This window comes from Pseudomonas sp. BC42 (genome assembly GCF_021560055.1).
Classification (GTDB): Bacteria; Pseudomonadota; Gammaproteobacteria; order Pseudomonadales; family Pseudomonadaceae; genus Aquipseudomonas.
The window spans coordinates 2839208-2861144 of record NZ_CP091067.1; the positions used below are offsets into that span (position 1 = coordinate 2839208).

Below are 21937 nucleotides of genomic sequence, written 5' to 3' on the forward strand. Positions count from 1 at the left end.
CGTGCCTCCCCGCAACCGTCCCGCCAGTCGGCCTGCCAGTTGCAATGGCCAGCCCCTTGCGCCGCCTGATCCTGGCCGCCCGCCCCGGGCAGGCCCTGGCGGCAGCGTGCGCCCTGCTGCTGGGGCTGGCGCTGTTCATCGGCCTGCAGCGCCTGGTCAGGCCGCGCTACAGCTGGGTCACGCCGTGGGATCAGTGGATCCCGTTCGTGGCCGAGTCCTGGTTCCTGTATGTGCTGTTCTTTCCCTTTGTCCTGCTGGCGGCGGCCTACGCCAGCCCGGAGCGCTTTCGCGCGCTGCGCAACGCCACCGGTCTGGCCTTCGGCGTCGCGCTGCTGTGCTTCTGGCTGTTTCCGGAAGATCTGCCCCGGCCGGAGATCGGCGCCCTGGACAGTGCCTTCCTGCAACAGCGGCTGAGCCGCATGTGGCAACTGGACCGGGCCTGCAACGGCTTTCCCAGTCTGCATGTGGCGGTGACCTGCCTGGCCTGCCGGGCGCTCTGGGACCGCCCCTACCCATGGCTGAGCGCCACCAGCGGACTGCTGATCTGCCTGTCGACCCTGACCCTCAAGCAGCACACGCTGATCGATGTGGCGGGGGGCATGCTCCTGGCCCTGGTCTGTGCCCTGGCCACCCAACGACAAGGAAAACACCGCCGTGTCCCAGCCTGAACCCCGTGCCGGCGACAACCGCCTGCTGCGTGCCTTTGTCCCCGAGGCCGAGCTGTTCGTGCTCAAGCCGCGGATCGCCGTGCTGGCGCTTCTGGCGGACTGGGGCCTGATCGCTGCCGCATTCAGCGCCGCCGCGCTCTGGCCGCACCCGCTGACCTACCTCCTGGCGGCGCTGCTCATCGCCCGCAGCCAACTGGCCCTGGCGGTGCTCATGCACGAGAGTGCCCACGGCCTGCTGCTGCGCGGGCAGGCGCGCAATGATGCCGTGGGGCAGTGGTTGGCGGCCGGCCCGCTGTTTCTGTCCTTGGCGACCTACCGTGCCGGCCACCTGAAGCATCACCGCCAGCCGATGCAGCATGACGATCCGGTGATTGCGGTATTCGGCATGGGGGATTACCCGCTGCCGCGGGGCAAACTGGCCAGGCGCTTGCTGGCGGATCTGCTGGGGGGGGGGTACGTCATCAGTGCCTGCCGATTTGCCCGGGGCGACTACCGCGCGGTCATGCCCAGGGTCGACAAGTCGGCGAGGCTGCGGTTTTCGGAGTTCCTTTCCATGTTGCTGGGCAACGGCCTGCTGTTCGGCCTGCTGGCCTGGAGCGGGCACCCCTGGCTCTATCTCGGCTTGTGGCTTTTGCCGGCGATGACCCTGTTGCCGCTGATGGGCCGGGTGCGGGCGATCATGGAGCACGCCGGCCTGCCGGCCCATGCCGACCAGAGCCAGAACGCCCGCAGCATCGTGCGGCCAAACTGGCAGACCTTCCTCTTCGGCCCCCACGCCATCCACTACCACATCGAGCATCACCTCTATGTGCGCGTGCCGTTCTACCACCTGCAGCGTCTGCATCGGCAACTGGCCGCACGGCAGTTGCTGCCGGCAGGCAATCTCTACCGGGGCTACATCGGGGTGCTGCGCGATGTCAGCGATCCGTCCTGGAAGTCGTCGGCAGACTGAAGCCTGGGCCGAGCCTGGCGGCGTGCGGGGACGGGGGAAGGGAGGTGGCGCGCCCGTCCTCGCGGGCGGGCGCGCCGGGGCACTCAGAGCTTGGGCAACTGGCCGATGCGGCCCATCATTTCGGTGACGATCTGCAGGTCCAGCAGGAACTGCTCCCGGGTCTTGAACTCGTTGTCGGTGTGGCCGGTGTACTTGACTTCGGGCCGCGCCAGGCCGAACTGCACGCCGTTGGGCAGTTCATGCACCGAGGTGGCGCCGGCGGAGGTGCCGAACGTGTGCGCCATGCCCAGGTTCTCGCTGGCCACCGCCAGCAGCGCCTTGACCCATTCACCCTCGGGGTTGCGGTACATCGGTTCGGCGATCTTGGTGTCGATGGTCACGGCCACGCCGCTCTTCTTGCTCCAGGCCGCCAGCTTGTCGCTGATTTCGCCCTTCAGCACCTCCGGGGTCTTGCCCTTGGGCACCCGCAGGTTGACCGCCAGCTTGAGGTTCTGCTCATCCACGCTGACCAGGGTCGGCGAGGTGGTCAGCGGGCCCATGAAGTCGTCGGAAAAACCGATGCCCAGCTGCTTGCCCAGGTAGTCCAGGCCCCAGTTGTCGGCGAGGTAGCGGGCGGCGTCGGTGAAGGCGTTGTGCTTGAAGGCCACCTTGCCGTCCAGGCTGTTGATGAAATCCAGCATCCGCGCCACCGGGTTGACCCCGGACTCGGGCTCGGAGGAGTGGGCCGAGACGCCGGTGACGGTCAGTTGCACGTCCGCGCCCGCCACCTTGGCCGCGACCTGGAAGTTGCCGCCATGGGCCTTGGCGTACTCGGCCCCGGCCTGTTGCAGGCTGGCAGCCAGTTGCGCCGGGTTGTCGCTCTTCAGGGTGGCCACCGAGGTGGACGGGATCTGGTTGGTCGCCAGGCCACCGGTGAGGTGGGTGATCTCGGCGCCCTGGCCTGTGGCGGCGCGCCGGGCAAAGGTCGCCATCACCGTGCCGTAGCCTTTCTCGGCGATCACCACCGGGTAGCCGCCGTCCAGGGCCAGGTTGTAGTTGGGCGTCGGGTTGTGCTCGAAGTAGTAGGGAATGGCGTCGCCGCTGGTTTCCTCGGTGGTGTCCACCAGCAGCTTGAAGTGGCGCGCCAGGGGCAGTTGCTCTTCCTTGATGATCTTCATCGCGTAGAGCGCGACGACGATGCCGTTCTTGTCATCCTCGGTGCCGCGACCGTACATGCGGTCGCCGATCAGGGTGACCTTGAACGGGTCGAGGCGGGTGCCGTCTTCGAGTACCCAGTTTTCCGCGGTCACCGGCACCACGTCGGCGTGGGCGTGGATGCCGACCACTTCCTGGCCGGCGCCCTCCAGGGAGATCTCGTAGACCCGGTTGTCGATGTTGCGAAAGTTGAGGTTGAAGGCCTTGGCCAGCCCCTGGATCTTCTCGGCGATCTTGAGGAACTCGGGGTTCTTGTACTGCGGCACGCCGTCAACGTTGAAGGTGGGGATGGCCACCAGTTCGCGCAGGGTTTCGGTGGCGGCCTTGCCGTACTTGATCCGGGCGTAGAGACCCAGCAGGCGATGGATTTCGTTCTGCTGTTCGGCGCTCAGGGCTTTTTTGTCGAGGAAGGCGGCAATGGCCGGACCCAGGTTGGCGCTCTTGCCCGTTTCGCTCTTGGCCAGGGCGCCGAGGAACTGGCGGAAGTCGCCCGCCGGGGCGTCACTGAAGGTCTTGAGGATGGCCGCGCTTTGCTGCGGGGTGATGTTGGCTTGGGCGCTGCTGGTGAACGCGGACAGGCTGGCGAGCATCAGGGTGGCCGCAGCCAGGTGCTTGAGAGAGAAATCCATTACGGAGGGCATTCCTTTGCAGGGAGTGATTAGGAAATGTCTGAGCGATCAGACAGAAACCTGCTCAAGCTAACACTACGAAGGAGGAGGGCGGGAGCCCCGCCAGTGCGATCTGTCGCACAGAACGGCAAAAGCGACGCACCATCGACAATGGCGAAAGGGCTGCAACAGAGGGCGCCGTTGCCGGCGCCCGCTGCGGCTGGAGCTAGATCAGAGGGCGGCGTCCCAAGGACGATCGCCATGCTCGTCCTTGATCCGGGTCGGCAGGCCCATCACGTCCAGCGCCTTGAGGAACGGCTCGGCGGCCAGCTCCTCGACGTTGACCATGCGCTGCACGTCCCACTCGCCACGGGCCACCAGCAGGGCGGCCGCCACGGGCGGCACGCCGGCGGTGTAGGAAATGCCCTGGCTGTCGGTCTCGGCGTAGGCTTCTTCGTGGTCAGCCACGTTGTAGATGAAGACTTCGCGCGGCTGGCCGTCCTTGGTGCCCTTGACCAGGTCGCCGATGCAGGTCTTGCCGGTGTAGCCCGGGGCCAGGGAGGCCGGATCAGGCAGCACCGCCTTGACCACCTTGAGCGGCACCACTTCCAGGCCTTCGGCGGTCTTGACCGGCTGCTCGGAGAGCAGGCCGAGGTTGCGCAGCACGGTGAACACGTTGATGTAGTGCTCGCCGAAGCTCATCCAGAAGCGCACGTTGGGCACGTCGAGGTTCTTCGACAGCGAGTGCACTTCGTCGTGGCCGGTCAGGTACAGGTTCTGCGAGCCGACCACCGGCAGGTCGTCGGTGCGCTTGACTTCGAACATGGTGTTGCTGGTCCACTGGCTGTTCTGCCAGCTCCACACCTGTCCGGTGAATTCGCGGAAATTGATTTCCGGGTCGAAATTGGTGGCGAAATATTTGCCATGGGATCCGGCATTGACGTCGAGAATGTCGATGGAATCAATGCGGTCGAAATGCTGTTGCTTGGCCAGGGCGGCATAGGCGTTGACCACGCCCGGATCGAAGCCCACGCCGAGAATGGCGGTGATGTTCTTCTCCCGGCACTCCTCGAGGTGCTTCCACTCGTAGTTGCCGTACCAGGGCGGCGTTTCGCAGATCTTGCCCGGCTCTTCGTGGATCGCGGTGTCCAGGTAGGCCACGCCGGTATCGATGCAGGCGCGCAGCACCGACATGTTGAGGAAGGCGGAACCGACGTTGATGACGATCTGCGACTCGGTCTCGCGGATCAGCGCCTTGGTCGCTTCGATGTCCAGCGCGTTGAGCGCATAGGCTTTTATTTCAGCGGGCTGTTTGAGGCTGCCCTTGGCCTTGACGCTGTCGATGATGGCCTGGCATTTGGAGATGTTGCGCGACGCGATGGCAATACGACCGAGTTCGTCGTTGTGCTGCGCGCACTTGTGGGCCACCACCTTGGCGACACCTCCTGCACCAATGATAAGAACATTCTTCTTCAATTTATTTACTTCTCCTCGTGTCTGTCCGCTCAGGAAAGGCTGGACAGGTAGTCTTCGAAACCAAACTCGCGAACCACGTCGATGCTGCCATCGAGTTGTTTCACAACGATGGATGGCATTTTCAGGCCGTTGAACCAGTTTTTCTTGACCATGGTGTAGCCCGCCGCGTCGACGAACGACAGGCGATCGCCGATGGCCAGCGGACGTTCGAATTGATACTCGCCAAAGATGTCTCCGGCCAGGCAAGACTTGCCACAAATCATGTAGCTGTGTTCGCCGCTGCTGGGGGCCAGCTTGGCGTTCAGGCGATAGATCAGCAGGTCGAGCATGTGGGCTTCGATGGAGCTGTCCACCACGGCCAGGTGCTTGCCGTTGTACAGGGTGTCGAGCACGGTCACTTCCAGGGATGCGCTCTGGGTGATCGCCGCTTCGCCCGGCTCCAGGTAGACCTGCACGCCGTACTGCTCGGAGAAGGCCTTGAGCCGCGCGCAGAAGGCGTCCAGGGCGTAGTCCTCGCCGGTGAAGTGGATGCCGCCGCCGAGGCTGACCCACTCGACCTTGTGCAGCAGGTGGCCGAAGCGCTCCTCGATGGTGCTCAGCATCTGGTCGAACAGGCCGAAGTCGCCGTTCTCGCAGTTGTTATGGAACATGAAGCCGGAGATCTGCTCGATCACGCCTTCGATCTTCGCCGGGTCCCATTCGCCCAGGCGGCTGAAAGGCCGGGCCGGGTCGGCCAGCAGGTAGTCCGAGCTGCTCACCTGGGGGTTGACCCGCAGACCGCGGACCTTGCCCGCGCTGGCGCCGGCAAAGCGCTGCAGCTGGCTGATGGAGTTGAAGATGATCTTGTCGCAGTTGGCGAGCATCTCTTCGATCTCATCGTCGGCCCAGGCCACGCTGTAGGCGTGGGTTTCGCCGGCGAACTTCTGCCGGCCGAGCTTGAGCTCGTACAGCGACGAGGAGGTGGTGCCGTCCATGTACTGCTGCATCAGGTCGAACACCGACCAGGTGGCGAAGCACTTGAGGGCCAGCAGGGCCTTGGCGCCGGACTGCTCGCGCACATAGGCGATCTTCTGCATGTTGCTCAAAAGCTTCTGCTTGTCGATGAGGTAGTACGGCGTCTTGATCATTTCAGGGTCTCCGGCAGGGCCAGCCAAAAAGGTACGCATTGTGCCTTCAGTGCCTGCAGATCGAAAGCACGGAAATGCATTTTCGCCGGGTAATCATCTGAAAGGCCCTGGTGATCAGTCTGATCGCTCGGGCCGCTGCCGAGTGTGCCTGCGGGCCTTGCCCCGAGCCGGCTCAGGGACGGGTGCAGGCCCCGTGCTGCCTCGCTTTTTCTTATCCAGGGAGCACATTTTTAATAATTTTCCTTCGCGGGCGTCTGTCGCACCATCTGTCGCATCCGACTTATCCCGGGTTCCGAACCGCGTGTGCCAGGCCTTCCGGCCGGTGCCAATCGTCTCGCAGAAGGACACAGACATGACCGTAGAACAACAAATGCAAGTGGACACCCTGGTGGTCGGCGCGGGTCAGGCCGGCGTGGCCATGAGCGAGCACCTGAGCAAGCTCGGCGTGCCCCACCTGGTGCTGGAACGCAGCCGCATCGCCGAAGCCTGGCGCAGCGCACGCTGGGATTCCCTGGTGGCCAACGGGCCGGCCTGGCATGACCGCTTTCCCGGGATGCCCTTCGCCCTGCCGGACGATGCCTTTGCCGCCAAGGAGCAGGTGGCGGACTACTTCGAAGCCTATGCCCGTACCTTCAACGCGCCGATCCGTACCGGGGTCGAGGTGCGCAAGGTGCAGCGCAATGTCGGTCGTCCGGGCTTCACCGTCGAGACCTCCGACGGGGTGATCCAGGCCCGGCGCGTGGTGGCCGCCACCGGTCCGTTCCAGCGTCCGGTGATCCCGCCGATTGCCCCCGCCAATGGCCGCCTGACGCAGATCCACTCCGCCGAGTACCGCAATCCGCAGCAGTTGCCCGAGGGCGCGGTGCTGGTGGTGGGCGCAGGCTCGTCCGGGGTGCAGATCGCCGATGAACTGCAGCGGGCGGGGCGCCGGGTGTATCTGTCGGTGGGCGCCCATGACCGTCCGCCGCGTTCCTATCGCAACCGGGATTTCTGCTGGTGGCTCGGGGTGCTGGGGGAGTGGGATGCGGAGATCGCCAAGCCCGGGCGCGAACACGTGACCATCGCCGTCAGCGGCGCTCGCGGCGGCCAGACCATCGACTTTCGCGCCCTGGCCCACCAGGGCATCACCCTGGTCGGACTGACCCGGGCCTTTGCCGGCGAGCACGTGACCTTCCAGGCGGACCTGCTGGACAACCTGGCCCGGGGCGACGAGAACTACCTGGCGCTGCTGGACGCCGCCGATGCCTATGTCGAGCGCAACGGCCTCGACCTGCCGCTGGAGCCCGAGGCGCGCCGGCGCCTGCCGGACCCGGACTGCGTCAGGCAGCCGATCCTCGAACTGGACCTGCAACAGGCCGGCATCAACTCGATCATCTGGGCCACCGGCTACGCCGTGGATTTTTCCTGGCTGCAGGTCGACACCTTCAGCGAACAGGGCAAGCCCCTGCACCAGCGTGGCGTGTCCCGCGAGCCCGGGGTGTATTTCCTCGGCCTGCCCTGGCTGTCGCGCCGTGGCTCGTCATTCATCTGGGGGGTGTGGCATGACGCCAAGCACATCGCCGATCACATCGCCACCCAGCGCAAATACCAGGCCTATGGCAGCCCGGCCCCAGCCGCGGCGCCGCATCACAACCTCAGCAGCGTGGGAGCCCTCTGATGCCGACTCATACCCGTATCCGCATGTTCAACACCAAGGACACCTACCCCAACCAGTCCCTGGACAACGACCTGTGCCAGGCGGTGCGCGCCGGCAACACGGTGTACGTTCGCGGTCAGGTCGGCACCGATTTCGACGGCCGCCTGGTGGGCCTGGGCGATCCCCGGGCCCAGGCCGAGCAGGCGATGAAAAACGTCAAGCAACTGCTGGAAGAGGCGGGCAGCGACCTGTCCCATATCGTCAAGACCACCACCTACCTCACCGACCCGCGCTACCGCGAGCCGGTGTACCAGGAAGTGGGCAAGTGGCTCAAAGGGGTGTTCCCGATCTCCACCGGGCTGGTGGTCTCGGCCCTCGGCCAGCCGCAGTGGCTGATGGAGATCGACGTGATCGCGGTCATTCCCGAGTGAGCCCGACGCTGTTTTCACGGACGCCGCACCCGGCGTCGACGCAGGCCCGGCGGGCCAAGGAGTTTGCATGACTTTTTCCATCGTGGGCCGTTGCGCCGAAACCGGCCAGCTGGGCATCGCCATCAGTTCGTCGAGCATCGCGGTCGGCGCCCGTTGCCCCTGGGTGCGGGCCGGAGTGGGCGCGGTGGCCACCCAGAACGTCACCCTGCCGGCCCTGGGGCCGCAGATTCTCGACCTGCTGGAACAGCGCAAGCTCGACCCCGGCACCGCCCTGGAGCAGGCCCTGGGTCGCAACGGCTGGAGCCAGTACCGCCAGGTGACGGTGATCGACAACCAGGGCCGCACGGCGCTGTTCAGTGGCCAGCAGGCGTTGGGCATCCACCACGCGCTGGCCGGCGAGCAGTGCGTGGCCGCCGGCAACCTGCTGGCGGACGCCGGGGTCATCCAGGCCATGGTCCAGGCGTTCGAACAGACGCCGGGGATTCTGGTCGAGCGCCTACTGGCGGCGATGCACGCGGCCATGGCCGCCGGTGGCGAGGCGGGCCCGGTGCATTCAGCGGCGCTGAGCGTGGTGGACGACCTGACCTGGCCCATCGTCGACCTGCGGGTGGACTGGGCCGATGCCGACCCCATCGGCCAGCTCGACGGCCTGTGGCAGGCCTACCGGCCGCAGATGCAGGACTACCTGACCCGGGCCCTGGACCCCACGGCGGCCCCCAGCTACGGAGTGCCGGGCAATGAATGAGCATTCGAGCCGCGAGCTGTTGGCGCGGCTGGTGGGCTTTGCCACGGTCAGCCGCGATTCCAACCTGGAATTGATCGGCTTTATCCGCGACTACCTGGCGCGCCACGGGGTGGACAGCGAGCTGATCTACAACCCGCAGCGGACCAAGGCCAACCTGTTTGCCAGCATCGGCCCCAGCGATCGCGGCGGGGTGGTGCTGTCCGGGCACACCGACGTGGTGCCGGTGGACGGTCAGGCCTGGAGCGTCGAGCCGTTTGTCTTGAGTGAGCGCCAAGGGCGGCTGTACGGCCGTGGCACCGCCGACATGAAAGGCTTTATCGCCTCGGTGCTGGCGGCGGTGCCGGGCTTTACCCGGCGCCGCCTGCGGCTGCCGCTGCACCTGGCGTTTTCCTACGACGAGGAGGTGGGCTGCCTGGGCGTGCGACCGATGCTCGAACGTTTGCGACAGCGGCCACACCCGCCGCTGCTGTGCCTGATCGGCGAGCCTACCGAGCTGCGCCCGGTGCTCGGGCACAAGGGCAAGCTGGCGATGCGCTGTCAGGTGCGGGGCGCGGCCTGCCATTCGGCCTATGCGCCTTACGGGGTCAACGCCATCGAGTACGCGGCGCGGCTGATCGGCAAGCTGGGAGACATCGGCAGCCGGCTGGCGCAACCCGAGCACCACGACCCGCGTTTCGATCCGCCGTATTCCACGGTGCAGACCGGCACCATCCAGGGTGGCCGCGCGCTGAACATCGTGCCGGCCGAGTGTCAGTTCGATTTCGAGGTGCGCACCCTGCCGGGCCATGACGCCCAGGCCGTGGTGGCCCAGTTGCAAGACTATGCCGACACCGAGCTGGTGCCGCAGATGCAGGCGGTACGGGCCGACACCGGGATCGACCTGCACCCCTTGAGCGCCTACCCGGGGCTGGCCACCGCCGCCGACAGCCAGGCCGCCGAACTGCTGGCACTGCTCAGCGGCTCGCGGGAGTTCACCACCGTGGCCTTCGGCACCGAGGGCGGGCTGTTCCATGAGGCGGGCATCCCCACGGTGGTCTGCGGTCCGGGCAGCATGGACCAGGGCCACAAGCCGGACGAGTTCATCAGCCTTGCACAGTTGCACGCCTGCGACGCCCTGTTGCAGCGCCTGGGCGACTGGCTGGAGCACCCCGCCCGAACCTGATGCGGTTCCTGCACGTCGGCCAACGACGCGCTGCGGCGCGGGGACGGCGTAGGAATAGGGGAGACAAGGCTTCTTGTGGCGAGGGAGCTTGCTCCCGCTCGGGCGCGCAGCGGCCGCAAAGCCTGAATCCGCAATCCACCTGACAGGCCGCGGATTCAGGCCTTGGGAAGGCTGCGCCTTCCAGCGGGAGCAAGCTCCCTCGCCACAGGGTTGTGGGCTTTCGCCGTTACCTGGGGCTTTGGGTGGCGGCGTTTTGCGTGGGGGCGCCAAGCCGTCTGGCTACAGAGCTTTTTCATGGTGCTGGAGCATATTTTTAGTATTTTTCCTCTGGCTCGCGCTGACGCACCATCCCTCAGGACCCAATAACCAACAGGCCGTCGCAACGGCCGACGAGGGAGTGCAGCGTGTTCGAACTCGGTGACTGGCAGCAGCGGGCTGCCCAACAGACATTCATTGATCAGGCGCTGATTGGCGGCCAACGGATGGCCGCCCAGTCCGGCGCCACTTTCGATGCGGTCAACCCGGCCACCCTTGGGGTACTGGCCCGGGTCAGTGCCTGCGGCGCGGCCGATGTGGACCTGGCGGTGGCCGCCGCGCGTCGGGCCTTCGACCAGGGGCCCTGGGCGCGCATGGCCCCGCTGGAGCGCAAGAAGGTCCTGCTGCGCCTGGCCGAGCTGATGCTCGCCCACCGCGAGGAGCTGGCGCTGCTGGACTCCCTGAACATGGGCAAGCCGGTGATGGACGCCTGGAATATCGACGTGCCCGGTGCGGCCCACGTCTTCGCCTGGTACGCCGAGAGCGTCGACAAGCTCTACGATCAACTGGCCCCCGGCGGCCACAACAGCCATGCCAGCATTCGTCGCGAAGCCCTGGGGGTGATCGGCGCGGTGGTGCCCTGGAACTTCCCCCTGGACATGGCCGCCTGGAAGCTGGCCCCGGCCCTGGCGGTGGGCAACTCGGTGGTGCTCAAGCCTGCCGAACAGTCGCCGTTCTCGGCCCTGCGCCTGGCCGAGCTGGCCCTGGAGGCCGGCGTGCCGGAAGGGGTGTTCAACGTGGTGCCGGGCCTGGGCAGCGATGCCGGTCGCGCCCTGGGCCTGCACCCGGATGTGGATTGCCTGGTGTTCACCGGCTCCACCGAGGTGGGCAAGTGCTTCATGCAGTATTCGGCGCAATCGAACCTCAAGCAGGTCTGGCTCGAATGCGGCGGCAAGAGCCCGAACCTGGTGTTCGCCGACTGCCAGGACCTGGAGCTGGCCGCCGAGAAGAGCGCCTTCGGCATCTTCTTCAACCAGGGCGAGGTGTGCTCGGCCAACTCGCGGCTGCTGGTGCAGCGCAGCATTCATGACGAGTTCGTCGAGCGCCTCAAGGCCAAGGCCCGGGACTGGCGCCCGGGCAACCCGCTGGACCCGGCCAGCCGCGCCGGGGCCATGGTCGACGCGCGCCAGACCGCCCGGGTCATGGCCTATATCGAGGGCGCCCGGGAGCAGGGCGCGCAGTTGGCCTGTGGCGGCCGCCAGCTGCACATCGACGGCAGCGACAACTACATCGAGCCGACCCTCCTCACCGGGGTGAAGCCGCAGATGAGCATTGCCCGGGAGGAGGTGTTCGGCCCGGTGCTGGCGGTAATCCCCTTCGATGACGAGGAGCAGGCCATTGCCCTGGCCAATGACAGCGTCTACGGCCTGGCCGCCTCGCTGTGGACGGACGACCTCAACCGCGCCCACCGGGTGGCCCGGCAGTTGCGGGCCGGCACGGTGTCGGTGAACACCGTGGATGCCCTGGACGTCACCGTGCCCTTTGGCGGCGGCCGGCAATCGGGATTCGGTCGCGACCTGTCGCTGCATGCCTTCGACAAGTACAGCCAACTGAAGACCACCTGGTTCCAACTGCGCTAGCGCTACGGAGCCCAGGCGGCGCCACCCGGGCGCCGCTGCACCTGCCGCTGCCGCGGCAGGCCCACAACAATAAGAAAGGAGTGCGTGCGATGACTGCAAATCTCTCCCCGGCGGCCTTGAGCCCCACCAGCAACGGCGGCTTGCGCCGGGTCCTGGGCCTGGGTTCGCTGGTGTCGGTGGCCGTTGGCCTGGTGGTGTCCCAGGGGGTCATGGTGTTGATGCTGCAAGGCGCGGGGATGGCCGGGCTGGGCTTCTTCATCCCACTGCTGCTGGCCTACCTGCTGGCGCTGACCTATGCCTTGTCGTTCTCCGAACTGGCGCTGATGGTGCCCCGGGCCGGTAGCCTGAGCAGCTACACCGAAGTGGCCATCGGGCACTTTCCGGCGATCCTCGCGACCTTCTCCGGCTACATGGTGGTGGCGATGTTCGCCCTGTCCGCCGAGCTGCTGCTCCTGGACCTGATCATCGGCAAGGTCTACCCCGGGGTGCTGCCGCCGATGCTGGTGGCCTATGGCGTGCTCGGTACTTTCACCGCGCTCAACCTGCTGGGCATCGATGTCTTCGCCCGGCTGCAGACGGTGCTCGCGGTGGTGATGGTGGTGATTCTCCTGACCCTGGGCCTGGGCGCCATCGGCAGCCCCCAGGCCGACTTGCAACGGCCGCTGGACCAGGGCTGGAACCCCATGGAGATCGGCGCGCTGGCCTTGGCGGCGATGGCCATCTGGGGGTTTGTCGGGGCCGAGTTCGTCTGCCCGCTGGTGGAGGAAACCCGCCGCCCGGAACGCAATGTCCCGCGCTCGATGATCATCGGCCTGAGCATCATCTTCCTGGTGATCACCCTGTATTGCCTCGGCGCCTTGCTGTGCATTCCCCGGGAGCAACTGGCGAGCCATCCGCTGCCGCATTTCCTGTTCGCCACCACGGTGTTCGGCGAGGCCGGCAAGCTGTTCCTGGTGGGCGCGGTGATCACCGCCACCTGCAGCACGGTCAACTCGTCCCTGGCGGCGCTGCCGCGGATGCTCTACGGCATGGCCCAGAACGGCCAGGCCTTCCCCCAGTTCAAACGCCTCAGCCCGCGCAGCCGCACACCCTGGGTGGCGGTGCTGTTCGTCGCCGCGCTCACGGGGCTGCCGATCCTGATCCTGGGCCAGGACCCGGACTCCATCAGCCTGCTGCTGTTGGCCGCGGCCCTGGCCTGGCTCTTGGCCTACATCATCGTGCACATCGACGTGATCGCCCTGCGCCGGCGCTACCCCGACGCGCCACGGCCGTTCCGTTCGCCGTTCTACCCCTGGCCCCAGGTGCTGGGCATCGTCGGCATGCTGTTTGCGATCTATCACGTGTCGCCGTCCCCGGAGATGACCGCGCGGATCTTCGGCAGCGCCGGCGTCGTGCTGGGGGTGATCTCGCTGATCGCCGTGGTCTGGATCAAGTGGGTGATGCGCAAGCCACTGTTTGTTCCCGAACCGCTGCTGCCCACGGGGCCGAGTCCCGTCGCCACGCCTTCCCTTGAATCCACTTGTCGTGCAGGAGAATGACCATGAGTGCTGAAAACCCAACCGCCCAACGCAGTACCCAGGACTACCAGGCCCTGGATGCCGCCCACCATATCCATGCCTTCCTCGACCAGAAGGCGCTGAACGCCGAAGGCCCGCGGGTGATCGTCCGCGGCCAGGGCCTGCACCTGTGGGACAACGACGGCCAGCGCTACCTGGACGGCATGTCCGGGCTGTGGTGCACCAACCTGGGCTACGGTCGCCAGGACCTGGCGGCCGCCGCCAGTGCCCAGCTCGAGCAGTTGCCGTACTACAACATGTTCTTCCACACCACCCACCCGGCGGTGGTGGAGCTCTCCGAGCTGCTGTTCAGCCTGTTGCCCGGGCACTACAGCCACGCCATCTACACCAACTCCGGCTCCGAGGCCAACGAGGTGCTGATTCGCAGCGTGCGCCGCTACTGGCAGATCCTCGGCCAGCCGCAGAAGAAGGTGATGATCGGCCGCTGGAACGGCTACCACGGCTCGACCCTGGCCGCCACCGCCCTGGGCGGGATGAAGTTCATGCACGACATGGGCGGGCTGATTCCGGATGTGGCGCACATCGACGAGCCTTACTGGTTCGCCCACGAAGGCAACCTGACGCCCGCCGAGTTCGGCCTGCGCTGCGCCCGCCAGCTGGAAGAGAAGATCCTCGAACTGGGGGCCGAGAACGTCGCCGGTTTCATCGCCGAACCGTTCCAGGGCGCCGGCGGCATGATCTTCCCGCCAGACAGCTACTGGCCGGAAATCCAGCGCATCTGCCGCCAGTACGACGTGCTGCTGTGCGCCGACGAAGTGATCGGCGGTTTCGGCCGCACCGGCGAGTGGTTCGCCCATCAGCACTTCGGCTTCGAGCCCGACACCCTGTCCATCGCCAAGGGCCTGACCTCCGGCTACATCCCCATGGGCGGCTTGGTGCTGAGCAAGCGCATCGCCCAGGTGCTGGTGGAGCAGGGCGGGGTGTTCGCCCACGGCCTGACCTATTCCGGGCACCCGGTGGCCGCCGCCGTGGCCATCGCCAACCTCAAGGCCCTGCGCGATGAAGGCGTGGTGACCCGGGTCAAGCAGGACACCGGCCCCTACCTGCAGCAGTGCCTGCGGGAAGTGTTCGGCAACCACCCGCTGATCGGCGAGATCCAGGGCTGCGGGCTGGTGGCGGCCTTGCAGTTCGCCGAGGACAAGGCCAGCCGCAAGCGCTTTGCCAACGAGAACGACATCGCCTGGCGCTGCCGCACCCTGGGCTTCGAAGAGGGGGTGATCATCCGCTCGACCCTGGGGCGGATGATCATGGCCCCGGCGCTGGTGGCGACCCGCGGCGATATCGACGAACTGATCGACAAGACCCGGCGCGCGGTGGAACGCACGGCCCGGGAGATCGAGAGCGGGCAGTTGCTAACGGCCTGAGGGCCGGCGCTGGATCGACTGCTTGTCGGCGCCGCTGAAACACCACACCCCGCCAGAGTCCGACTCTGGCGGGGTGTGTTTTTTCGGCTCGGCTCGGGGGGAGCCATTTCCTGCTGTAGGGCCCGGTCCCGGGCCACTAATCTGTGGCCAGGGTGCACAACCGGCGGTTCAGAACTTACCGTTCAAAACTTGCCATTCAAACCCAGGCGGAAGGTGTCGTTGCGTTCGTCCGAGCCCAGGGCGGTCTTGTACGAGACGCCCAGTTGCCAGGCACGCCCGAGGTTGAAGTCGACGCCCATGTCCAGGCTGGCGAAATCGCTGTCCAGGGCGTCGGGCTTGAGCCGGTACAGCGTGCCTTCGTCACCCTGGTCGGTGTAGCGCATCTTGTAGTCGCTGCTGCTACTGAAGTTGTGGCCCCAGGCCAGGCCGACCTTGGGCGTGACCACGCCGATCCGGGTCATCAGGTCGTAGCCAGAACGTACACCGAGGTAGGAGGTGAAGTTCTGCTGGCGCTGTTCGTCGTAGGACAGGCCGTAAATGCCGCCGCCACTTTCACGGTAGGCATCCAGGCGCGTGGTGCTGGCGTTCAGGCGACTGTAGGGCGTCAGCGACAGCGGCCCCTGGCGATACTCATAGCTGGCGGTCAGGGAGGCGAACAACTGATCGGCATCCCGCGAGCCGCGGGCGTAGTCGTCGTTGCTGCCGGTGATGTAGCGGCGCGAGTCGAAGCTGATGCGGTTGTAGCCCAAAAGGCCGTCGACAAATACCTGCGGGGCCAGGTTCAGGCTCAGGTAGGTGGCGATGCCGATGGCGTCCCCATCGCTGCGGGTGTGGTTCTTGCCGATGTCGCTGCGGTCGTTGCCGTAGCCGATACCGACCCCGGCAATGGCGCTGGGCGACAGGCGATAGTCGACACCGACGCTCAGGCCCAGGGTGGTGAAGCTGTTGTCCCGCGCGCCCCGGGTGTGGGTCGAGCCGACGTTGACGAAGCCGTCGCTCCAGAACGCCAGGGCGTCCTGTTTGCAGTTGTCCTGCAGGGCGGCCGCGGCTTCGCGTTTTTCCTGCTCGGTCTGGTTGGCGGTGCCTCCCAACTGGTCCTGGACGGCTTTGGCGATTTCGCCCAGCGGCACGTCGCGGCCTTCCTTGCGCAAGCTGGCGTTGAACGAATTGCGCTCGCAACTGATCTGGTGCAGTTGCTCCAGGCGCCGGTTGAAGTTGTCCATCTGGGTGCTGGCAAAACGCTCGGCGGCGCGGGTCTGGGCGTTGAGCAGGCCGATGACCTCGGCGTCCTTGGTCGGGTCCGGACGCTCCTGGATCATGAAGCTGACGGTGCTCGCGGCGCTGGCGCCGCTGCCGTTCTGCAGGCTGAAGCTGACCACGGCGGTGCCGGCGAAGGCCGCCGAAGGCACGAAGCGCATCGAGAAGCGGCCGACCATCATCGCCCGCCCGGCCGATGCCGGGGTGACCGAGCCGAGGACGGCCTGGGTGAACGGGCCACCGGTGGCGCCCTGGGTCAGGTCGACGGTGGCCGACTGGCCCGCCGCGAGGATCTGGCTGGAAGCCGGTACGGTAATCGCCACGGCAGCGATGGTCAGGGTGTAGGTCTGTGAGCCGGTAGCGCCGTTGGCATCGGTGACGGTGATGCTCAGGTTGCTGCTGCCGCTGGTGGTCGGCGTACCGCTGATCAGGCCGCTGGCGGTGTTCAGGCTCAGGCCGGCCGGCAGGCTGCCGGAGGTGATGGCGTAGGTGTAGGGCGCGGTGCCGCCGGTGGCGCTGAGGGTGGCGCTGTAGGCGCTGCCTGCGGTGCCGGCCCCCAAGGACGCCGGAGTCAGTACCAGGCTGGGCGCGCTGACCGTGAGGGTCACCGTGGCCGGGCTGGAGGTGCCGCCGGCGTTGGTGGCGGTGTAGGTGAAGCTGTCGCTGCCGGAATAACCGGCGGTTGGGGTGTAGGTGATGCTGGTGCCGCTGGCGGTGGCGGTGCCATGGCTGGCGGCAGTGGCGATGGCCACGCTGCTGGCGGCGCCACCGGTGATGTTCAGGGTGATCGGGTTGGCGCTGCTGTTGGCGGCCACCGTGGCGCTGACGGCATTGGCCACCGGCGCCTGCACGCCGATGGTGATCGAGAAGGCCTGGGAGCCGGTGGCGCTGTTGGCGTCGGTGGCGGTGATGGTCAGGTTGAGGGTGCCGCTGGCCATGGGGGTGCCGCTGATGGCGCCGGTGGCGGTGTTGAGGATCAGGCCGGCCGGCAGGCTGCCGGAGGTGATGGCGTAGGTGTAGGGCGCGGTGCCGCCAGTGGCAGTGACGGTCTGGCTGTAGGCCGTGCCGACGCTGCCGTTGCTCAGGGAACCGGGGCTCAGGGTAATGCTCGGCGCACTGACGGTAATGGTCACGGTGGCCGGGCTGGAGGTGCCGCTGGCGTTGGTGGCGGTGTAGGTGAAGCTGTCACTGCCGGAATAACCGGCGGTTGGGGTGTAGGTGATGCTGGTGCCGCTGGCGGTGGCGGTGCCATGGCTGGCGGCAGTGGCGATGGCCACGCTGCTGGCGGCGCCACCGGTGAGGTTCAGGGTGATCGGGTTGGCGCTGCTGTTGGCGGCCACGGTGGCGCTGACGGCATTGGCCACCGGTGGCAGGCCGTTGATCTGCAAGGTGTAGGCGCGGGAGCCGGTGGCGCTGTTGGCGTCGGTGGCGGTGATGGTCAGGTTGAGGGTGCCGTCGGCCATGGGGGTGCCGCTGATGGCGCCGGTGGTGGTGTTGAGGATCAGGCCGGCCGGCAAGCTGCCGGAGGTGATGGCGTAGGTGTAGGGCGCGGTGCCGCCAGTGGCCGTGACGGTCTGGTTGTAGGCCGTGCCGACGCTGCCGTTGCTCAGGGAGCCGGGGCTCAGGGTAATGCTCGGCGCACTGACAGTGATGGTCACGGTGGCCGGGCTGGAGGTGCCGCTGGCGTTGGTGGCGGTGTAGGTGAAGCTGTCACTGCCGGAATAACCGGCGGTTGGGGTGTAGGTGATGCTGGTGCCGCTGGCGGTGGCGGTGCCATGGCTGGCGGCTGTGGCGATGGCCACGCTGCTGGCGCCGCCGCCGGTGATGTTCAGGGTGATCGGGTTGGCGCTGCTGTTGGCGGCCACGGTGGTGCTGACGGCATTGGCCACCGGTGGCAGGCCGTTGATCTGCAAGGTGTAGGCGCGGGAGCCGGTGGCGCTGTTGGCGTCGGTGGCGGTGACGGTCAGGTTGAAGGTGCCACTGACAGTCGGCGTACCGCTGATCACGCCACTGCTGGTGTTCAGGCTCAGGCCGGCCGGCAGGCTACCGGCGCTGATTGCATAGGTGTAGGGCGTGGTGCCGCCGGTGGCGGTCACGGTCTGGTTGTAGGCCGTGCCCTGAATGCCGTCGGGCAGTGTCGTCGGCGTTATCGCCAGGGTGGGTGCACTGACGGTGATGGTCACCGTGGCCGGGCTGGAGGTGCCGCTGGCGTTGGTGGCGGTGTAGGTGAAGCTGTCGCTGCCGGAGTAACCGGCGGTTGGGGTGTAGGTAATGCTGGTGCCGCTGGCGGTGGCGGTGCCATGGCTGGCGGCAGTGGCCACGGCCACGCTGCTGGCCGCGCCGCCGCTCAGGCTCAGGGTGATCGGGTTGGCGCTGCTGTTGGCGGCCACCGTGGCGCTGACCGGGCCGACGGTGGGGGGCGGAACGTTGTAGGTATAGCCGTTGGTCAGGGTCGCGGTGCCCCCTGGGGTGGTGACTACCACGTTAACCGCACCTGCGGCGTGGGCCGGGGTGGTGGCGGTGATGGTGGTGGCATTGTTGACGATGTAACCGGTGGCGGATGTCCCGCCAAAGCTCACCGCCGTGGCACCGGTCAGGTTGGTGCCGGTGAGGGTGACGGAGGTGGCGCCTGCGGTGCTGCCGTTGTTCGGAGTGACGGCGGTCAGGGTCGGGGTCGCGGAGCTGGTGACCACCAGGGTATAGGTGGCGACGCCGCCCTGATTCAGGCCGTCATTGAGGGTGATGCTGAATGTGTAGGTGCCGGCGGTGGTGGGCGTGCCGTGGAGTATGGTGTTCGAGCTGCCCGGTGACGGATCGAGGATCAGGCCCGGCGGCAGGCAGGGAGTCACGCCGTCGTAGTCCGGGTCATTGGCGTCGCACTCTACCCATTTGTCCAGTGGTTGCGCGCCACCGACGGAGTTGATGACGATGCTCATGGACTGGCCCACTGCCACGCTGGGCAAGGTACTGCCCGTAGCCGGGTTGGTGATCACGGGAGCGGCGGCCATTGCCTGGCTGCTCAGGGTCAACATGACCAGGAGCAGGAACAGTGAAGTCAGCGGGCGTGTCAGCCAGGTACCTAGCGTGGTCAGTGGTGTTCTCATGAGGGCTTCCTGCCTTGCGACCGGTTGAGGGTCGTATCCAGCGTAAGTGTTGATAAAGGTCCAGCGGTTACAGCACGGCTACAGCCGGCCCCTTGGGGGCTGGTCATAAACGATGGTCAGGGACTGTCGACGGCCTCCCGGGCGTCTAGCCGCGCGGGACGCTGCATCTGGGTGTACAGGCCGGTGTCGGCGCCGGCGCGAAAGCCCAGCCGCTCATACAGCCGGCGGGCACGGCTACCCTGTTCGACGCTCAGGCTGCAGGTCTGGCCCTGGGCGTCGGCCTTGGCCAGTACCCTGCGCAGCAACTCGGTGCCGATGCCCCGGCCATGCCAGTCCGGCAGCAGAGCAATATCGACTATGCGCACATCGTCGGCCGCGTAATGCACGCACAGGCGCCCGATCGGGCTACCGGCCTGCTCGACGATCAGAAAATCCGCGGCGGGAAAGTGCTTTTCATAATGCTGGCGCTGCAGTTCGGCCTGGGCGTGCAGGAAAGCCCGGCGCTGGACGTCGTTCCAGCCCGGCACTGCGCTGACTTCGGCCCAGCGGCGTGAGGCGTACAGCGCCTGGAGAAATCCCAGGTCGTGGCCGTCCTGCTTGCGCAGTACGGCCACGTTGCCCGCCGGCAAATGGGGAGGGCTGATGTGGGTCATGAGGCTCTGATCGGGTACTCGCCATCCAGGCAGATGCAGTAGGCCAGCGTCTGGAAGGGTTGCATGGTGTTACGCAAGGCCGTCGACGTTGCGCCAGTACCGGCGATGCCCACCGTGGTGGCCGCCAGCGTCTGGGTTGTCGTCGTTGGTGCGGTGTTGTTGTACAGGCGTATGTTGCGCGGCTGCGCCAGGAAGGCGGTGTTGTTGGGGATATCCAGAGCGGCACCCGATTCGCTGCCGTCCTTGACCATCACCGAATGGGTATGGGGGGCAAAATTGCTGGGCCCCATGGTTATCCGGTCGGCTCCGAGGGCCGTGCCAACGGGCCTGTCGGTCAGCCCGGGCGCCAGCCCGGCACCCATGGCCACGCGCCCGTTGAGATTGGGCAGCTTGAAGTTCTGGCCGGGGGTACCGCCATACAGGGTGCCAATCACCGAATAGAGCGCAGGATTCTGCTGGACCGTGATGGTCGATCCATCGCAATACGCCCAGTTTTGCGGGACGAAGTTGTAGGGGAACAGTCTGATTTCACCGGTAAACGCATCCATGATCGGTCATTCCAGATTGAGTAGAGGGGGTCACTGGTTTCGGGTCGGATAGAGGCCGAGCAGGCAAATGATGTAGTTGATCGCCAATGAGCCCATCAGGTTGCTATGGGGGGCCACGGCGCCAGTGGGCGTGCCCAGTGCCGGGTCGAGAAACTGCGGGTTCATCGGGACGGCGGCGGATGTTCCGGTGCCTGCGCTGTACAGCCCGGTGATGATCCCCGCGCCCGCGAATTTGCCAAAGGTCATGCTGTTGGGCGTCGCGGCAGGGGAGGGGGCCGGCGACGTGGCATCCTGGCCGCTCACCATGAAGCCATGGGTGTGGGGCGCGGTGTTTTCCGGCCTCATGGTCACCGTTTCCACGCCGAATTTCTGGCTCAGCGCCCTGGGGGTCAGGCCCATCCCGGTGCCCTGGCCAACCGGCAGGCGACCCCGGTAGTCCGGCAGGCCGAAGTTGGTGCTGCCGTTGCCGCCGTACAGAGTGCCGAGCAATGAATACAGGGCCTCAAAGCTGCTGATCGGCAGCAACGAACCGTCACAAAACGCCCAATTTTCCGGCGCGTAGTTACCGGCAAACATGCGGATCTCTCCGACAAAGGCTTCAGACATGTCAGTTTCCTTACTTGAGGGTCTGTGGACGGCCGTTACTGGCGCGGCGGGTAGACACCCGTCGTTGCGATGCAGAAGTAGCCGACGATGGAGGGCTGGATGTTGGGCATGGCCGCGCCCTGGGTTGTGGTGATGGTGGCACTGTTGAGGCTGGTCAGGGTGCCGGTTGCCGCGGTGTAGGTCGGTTTTGCCGCGACCCCCTTGGAGTTCGAGCTGACAGCGGGAATGTTGCCGTACGGACCATCATTGCCCGGGTCGTTGGAGACATGCGTGGCATGGTTATGCTGGGCCACCGAGCTTTGCGGCATCGTCACGGTTTCGCTACCGCCTTTGGTGCCCAGCGCGTGCACATCCATGATCGGATCGACGGTGGAGACTTTGTAGTTTTGTCCCAGGGCGACCCGGCCACGCAGATCCGGTATGCCGAATGTCGTGGTGCCGTCACCGCCATAGGTTTTGCCCAGCAGGGAAGCCAGCGCGACATTGCTATTGATGGGTAGAACCTGGCCCTCGCAAGGCAGCCAACCCTGGGGTGCCCAACCCCAGGGGAACAAGCGAATTTCTCCGATAAAGGGATCCATGTTCTTTTCTCCTTGAACAAGTTTCTGACGCCAGGAATCCGTCTCTCACTAATAGACTAGCAAGTGCGTAGGCGCACAATAAACAAAAGTGAATTTAGTGTGCAAATGTTATTTCAAGTTGTTTGCTGGCAATTAACAGAGGGGGTGTCTATTAGCAGGTAGTTGACGCTCTGGCTAAGAGATCTCAAGAGGGAAGTCTTTCTGAGTGTTACTGGTTGGCGCCCGCTCTAGGGTGTTTTGTCCAGCAGGGGCGGGGGTGTGGCTGATTGTTCAGCTTGGGGGGATAGGCTTGGGAGTTCGGTTTGTCGGACTTGTAAGTTCATTGTCAAGGAACTAAGCGTGCTAACGATCTA

General features: G+C 66.1%; 17 protein-coding genes. 9 read left to right on the forward strand and 8 right to left on the reverse strand.

Features of this window, described 5'->3' with window-relative positions; all coding sequences use genetic code 11:
- Window positions 1-44: 44 nt before the first annotated feature.
- Both L1O02_RS13200 and L1O02_RS13205 read left to right on the forward strand, forming a co-directional pair.
- Entirely contained in the window at window positions 45-668 is a 624-nt protein-coding gene (locus L1O02_RS13200; protein ID WP_235760036.1) for a phosphatase PAP2 family protein, read from the forward strand.
- Entirely contained in the window at window positions 655-1620 is a 966-nt protein-coding gene (locus tag L1O02_RS13205) for a fatty acid desaturase family protein (protein WP_235760037.1), read from the forward strand. The genes L1O02_RS13200 and L1O02_RS13205 overlap by 14 nt, the downstream gene beginning before the upstream one ends.
- Window positions 1621-1703: 83 nt before the next feature.
- Here the strand turns inward: L1O02_RS13205 and L1O02_RS13210 are convergent, their stop codons facing one another.
- From L1O02_RS13210 to L1O02_RS13220, 3 genes are all read right to left on the reverse strand, one after another.
- Window positions 1704-3443 (reverse strand): dipeptidase, encoded by a 1740-nt coding sequence (locus tag L1O02_RS13210; RefSeq protein ID WP_235760038.1) that lies wholly within the window; start codon window positions 3441-3443, stop codon window positions 1704-1706.
- Window positions 3444-3653: 210 nt separating this feature from the next.
- Window positions 3654-4898: a saccharopine dehydrogenase family protein gene (locus L1O02_RS13215; RefSeq protein WP_060839834.1), complete on the reverse strand. Its 1245-nt coding sequence runs from the start codon at window positions 4896-4898 to the stop codon at window positions 3654-3656.
- Between the two features lie 29 nt (window positions 4899-4927).
- Window positions 4928-6025, reverse strand: coding sequence for a carboxynorspermidine decarboxylase (locus tag L1O02_RS13220; RefSeq protein WP_235760039.1), 1098 nt, complete (start codon window positions 6023-6025; stop codon window positions 4928-4930).
- A gap of 352 nt (window positions 6026-6377) precedes the next feature.
- Here L1O02_RS13220 and L1O02_RS13225 point away from each other — a divergent pair, with 352 nt between their 5' ends.
- The 7 genes from L1O02_RS13225 (at window position 6378) to L1O02_RS13255 (ending at window position 14835) form a co-directional block, all read left to right on the forward strand.
- Window positions 6378-7682 carry an NAD(P)/FAD-dependent oxidoreductase gene (locus tag L1O02_RS13225; RefSeq protein ID WP_235760040.1) on the forward strand — a complete coding sequence of 435 codons (1305 nt, stop codon included), beginning with the start codon at window positions 6378-6380 and terminating at the stop codon, window positions 7680-7682.
- The gene (locus L1O02_RS13230) at window positions 7682-8092 is read left to right on the forward strand and encodes a RidA family protein (protein WP_011061806.1); all 411 of its coding nucleotides are present in this window, start codon (window positions 7682-7684) and stop codon (window positions 8090-8092) included. Before L1O02_RS13225 ends, L1O02_RS13230 begins: the two co-directional genes overlap by 1 nt.
- Window positions 8093-8159: 67 nt before the next feature.
- Window positions 8160-8837 carry a DUF1028 domain-containing protein gene (locus L1O02_RS13235; RefSeq protein WP_235760041.1) on the forward strand — a complete coding sequence of 226 codons (678 nt, stop codon included), beginning with the start codon at window positions 8160-8162 and terminating at the stop codon, window positions 8835-8837.
- Entirely contained in the window at window positions 8830-9999 is a 1170-nt protein-coding gene (gene argE, locus L1O02_RS13240) for an acetylornithine deacetylase (protein WP_235760042.1), read from the forward strand. Before L1O02_RS13235 ends, argE begins: the two co-directional genes overlap by 8 nt.
- A 404-nt stretch (window positions 10000-10403) precedes the next feature.
- The gene (locus tag L1O02_RS13245; RefSeq protein ID WP_060839829.1) at window positions 10404-11894 is read left to right on the forward strand and encodes an aldehyde dehydrogenase; all 1491 of its coding nucleotides are present in this window, start codon (window positions 10404-10406) and stop codon (window positions 11892-11894) included.
- 89 nt (window positions 11895-11983) lie between these two features.
- The gene (locus L1O02_RS13250) at window positions 11984-13432 is read left to right on the forward strand and encodes an APC family permease (protein WP_235760043.1); all 1449 of its coding nucleotides are present in this window, start codon (window positions 11984-11986) and stop codon (window positions 13430-13432) included.
- A 2-nt stretch (window positions 13433-13434) separates the two neighbouring features.
- Complete coding sequence (locus L1O02_RS13255; RefSeq protein WP_129405683.1) at window positions 13435-14835, forward strand: aspartate aminotransferase family protein; 1401 nt, start codon at window positions 13435-13437, stop codon at window positions 14833-14835.
- Between the two features lie 182 nt (window positions 14836-15017).
- On the opposite strand, the gene L1O02_RS13260 is transcribed toward L1O02_RS13255, so the two are convergent.
- From L1O02_RS13260 to L1O02_RS13280, 5 genes are all read right to left on the reverse strand, one after another.
- Entirely contained in the window at window positions 15018-19196 is a 4179-nt protein-coding gene (locus tag L1O02_RS13260) for a putative Ig domain-containing protein (protein ID WP_235760044.1), read from the reverse strand.
- 116 nt (window positions 19197-19312) lie between these two features.
- The gene (locus L1O02_RS13265) at window positions 19313-19849 is read right to left on the reverse strand and encodes a GNAT family N-acetyltransferase (RefSeq protein ID WP_060843919.1); all 537 of its coding nucleotides are present in this window, start codon (window positions 19847-19849) and stop codon (window positions 19313-19315) included.
- Window positions 19846-20397, reverse strand: a complete 552-nt coding sequence (locus L1O02_RS13270) for a tail fiber protein (protein ID WP_060839824.1) — start codon at window positions 20395-20397, stop codon at window positions 19846-19848. Before L1O02_RS13270 ends, L1O02_RS13265 begins: the two co-directional genes overlap by 4 nt.
- Before the next feature lie 30 nt (window positions 20398-20427).
- Window positions 20428-21003: a tail fiber protein gene (locus L1O02_RS13275; RefSeq protein WP_060839823.1), complete on the reverse strand. Its 576-nt coding sequence runs from the start codon at window positions 21001-21003 to the stop codon at window positions 20428-20430.
- 35 nt (window positions 21004-21038) lie between these two features.
- Window positions 21039-21584, reverse strand: coding sequence for a tail fiber protein (locus L1O02_RS13280; RefSeq protein WP_108545521.1), 546 nt, complete (start codon window positions 21582-21584; stop codon window positions 21039-21041).
- Window positions 21585-21937: the final 353 nt, after the last annotated feature.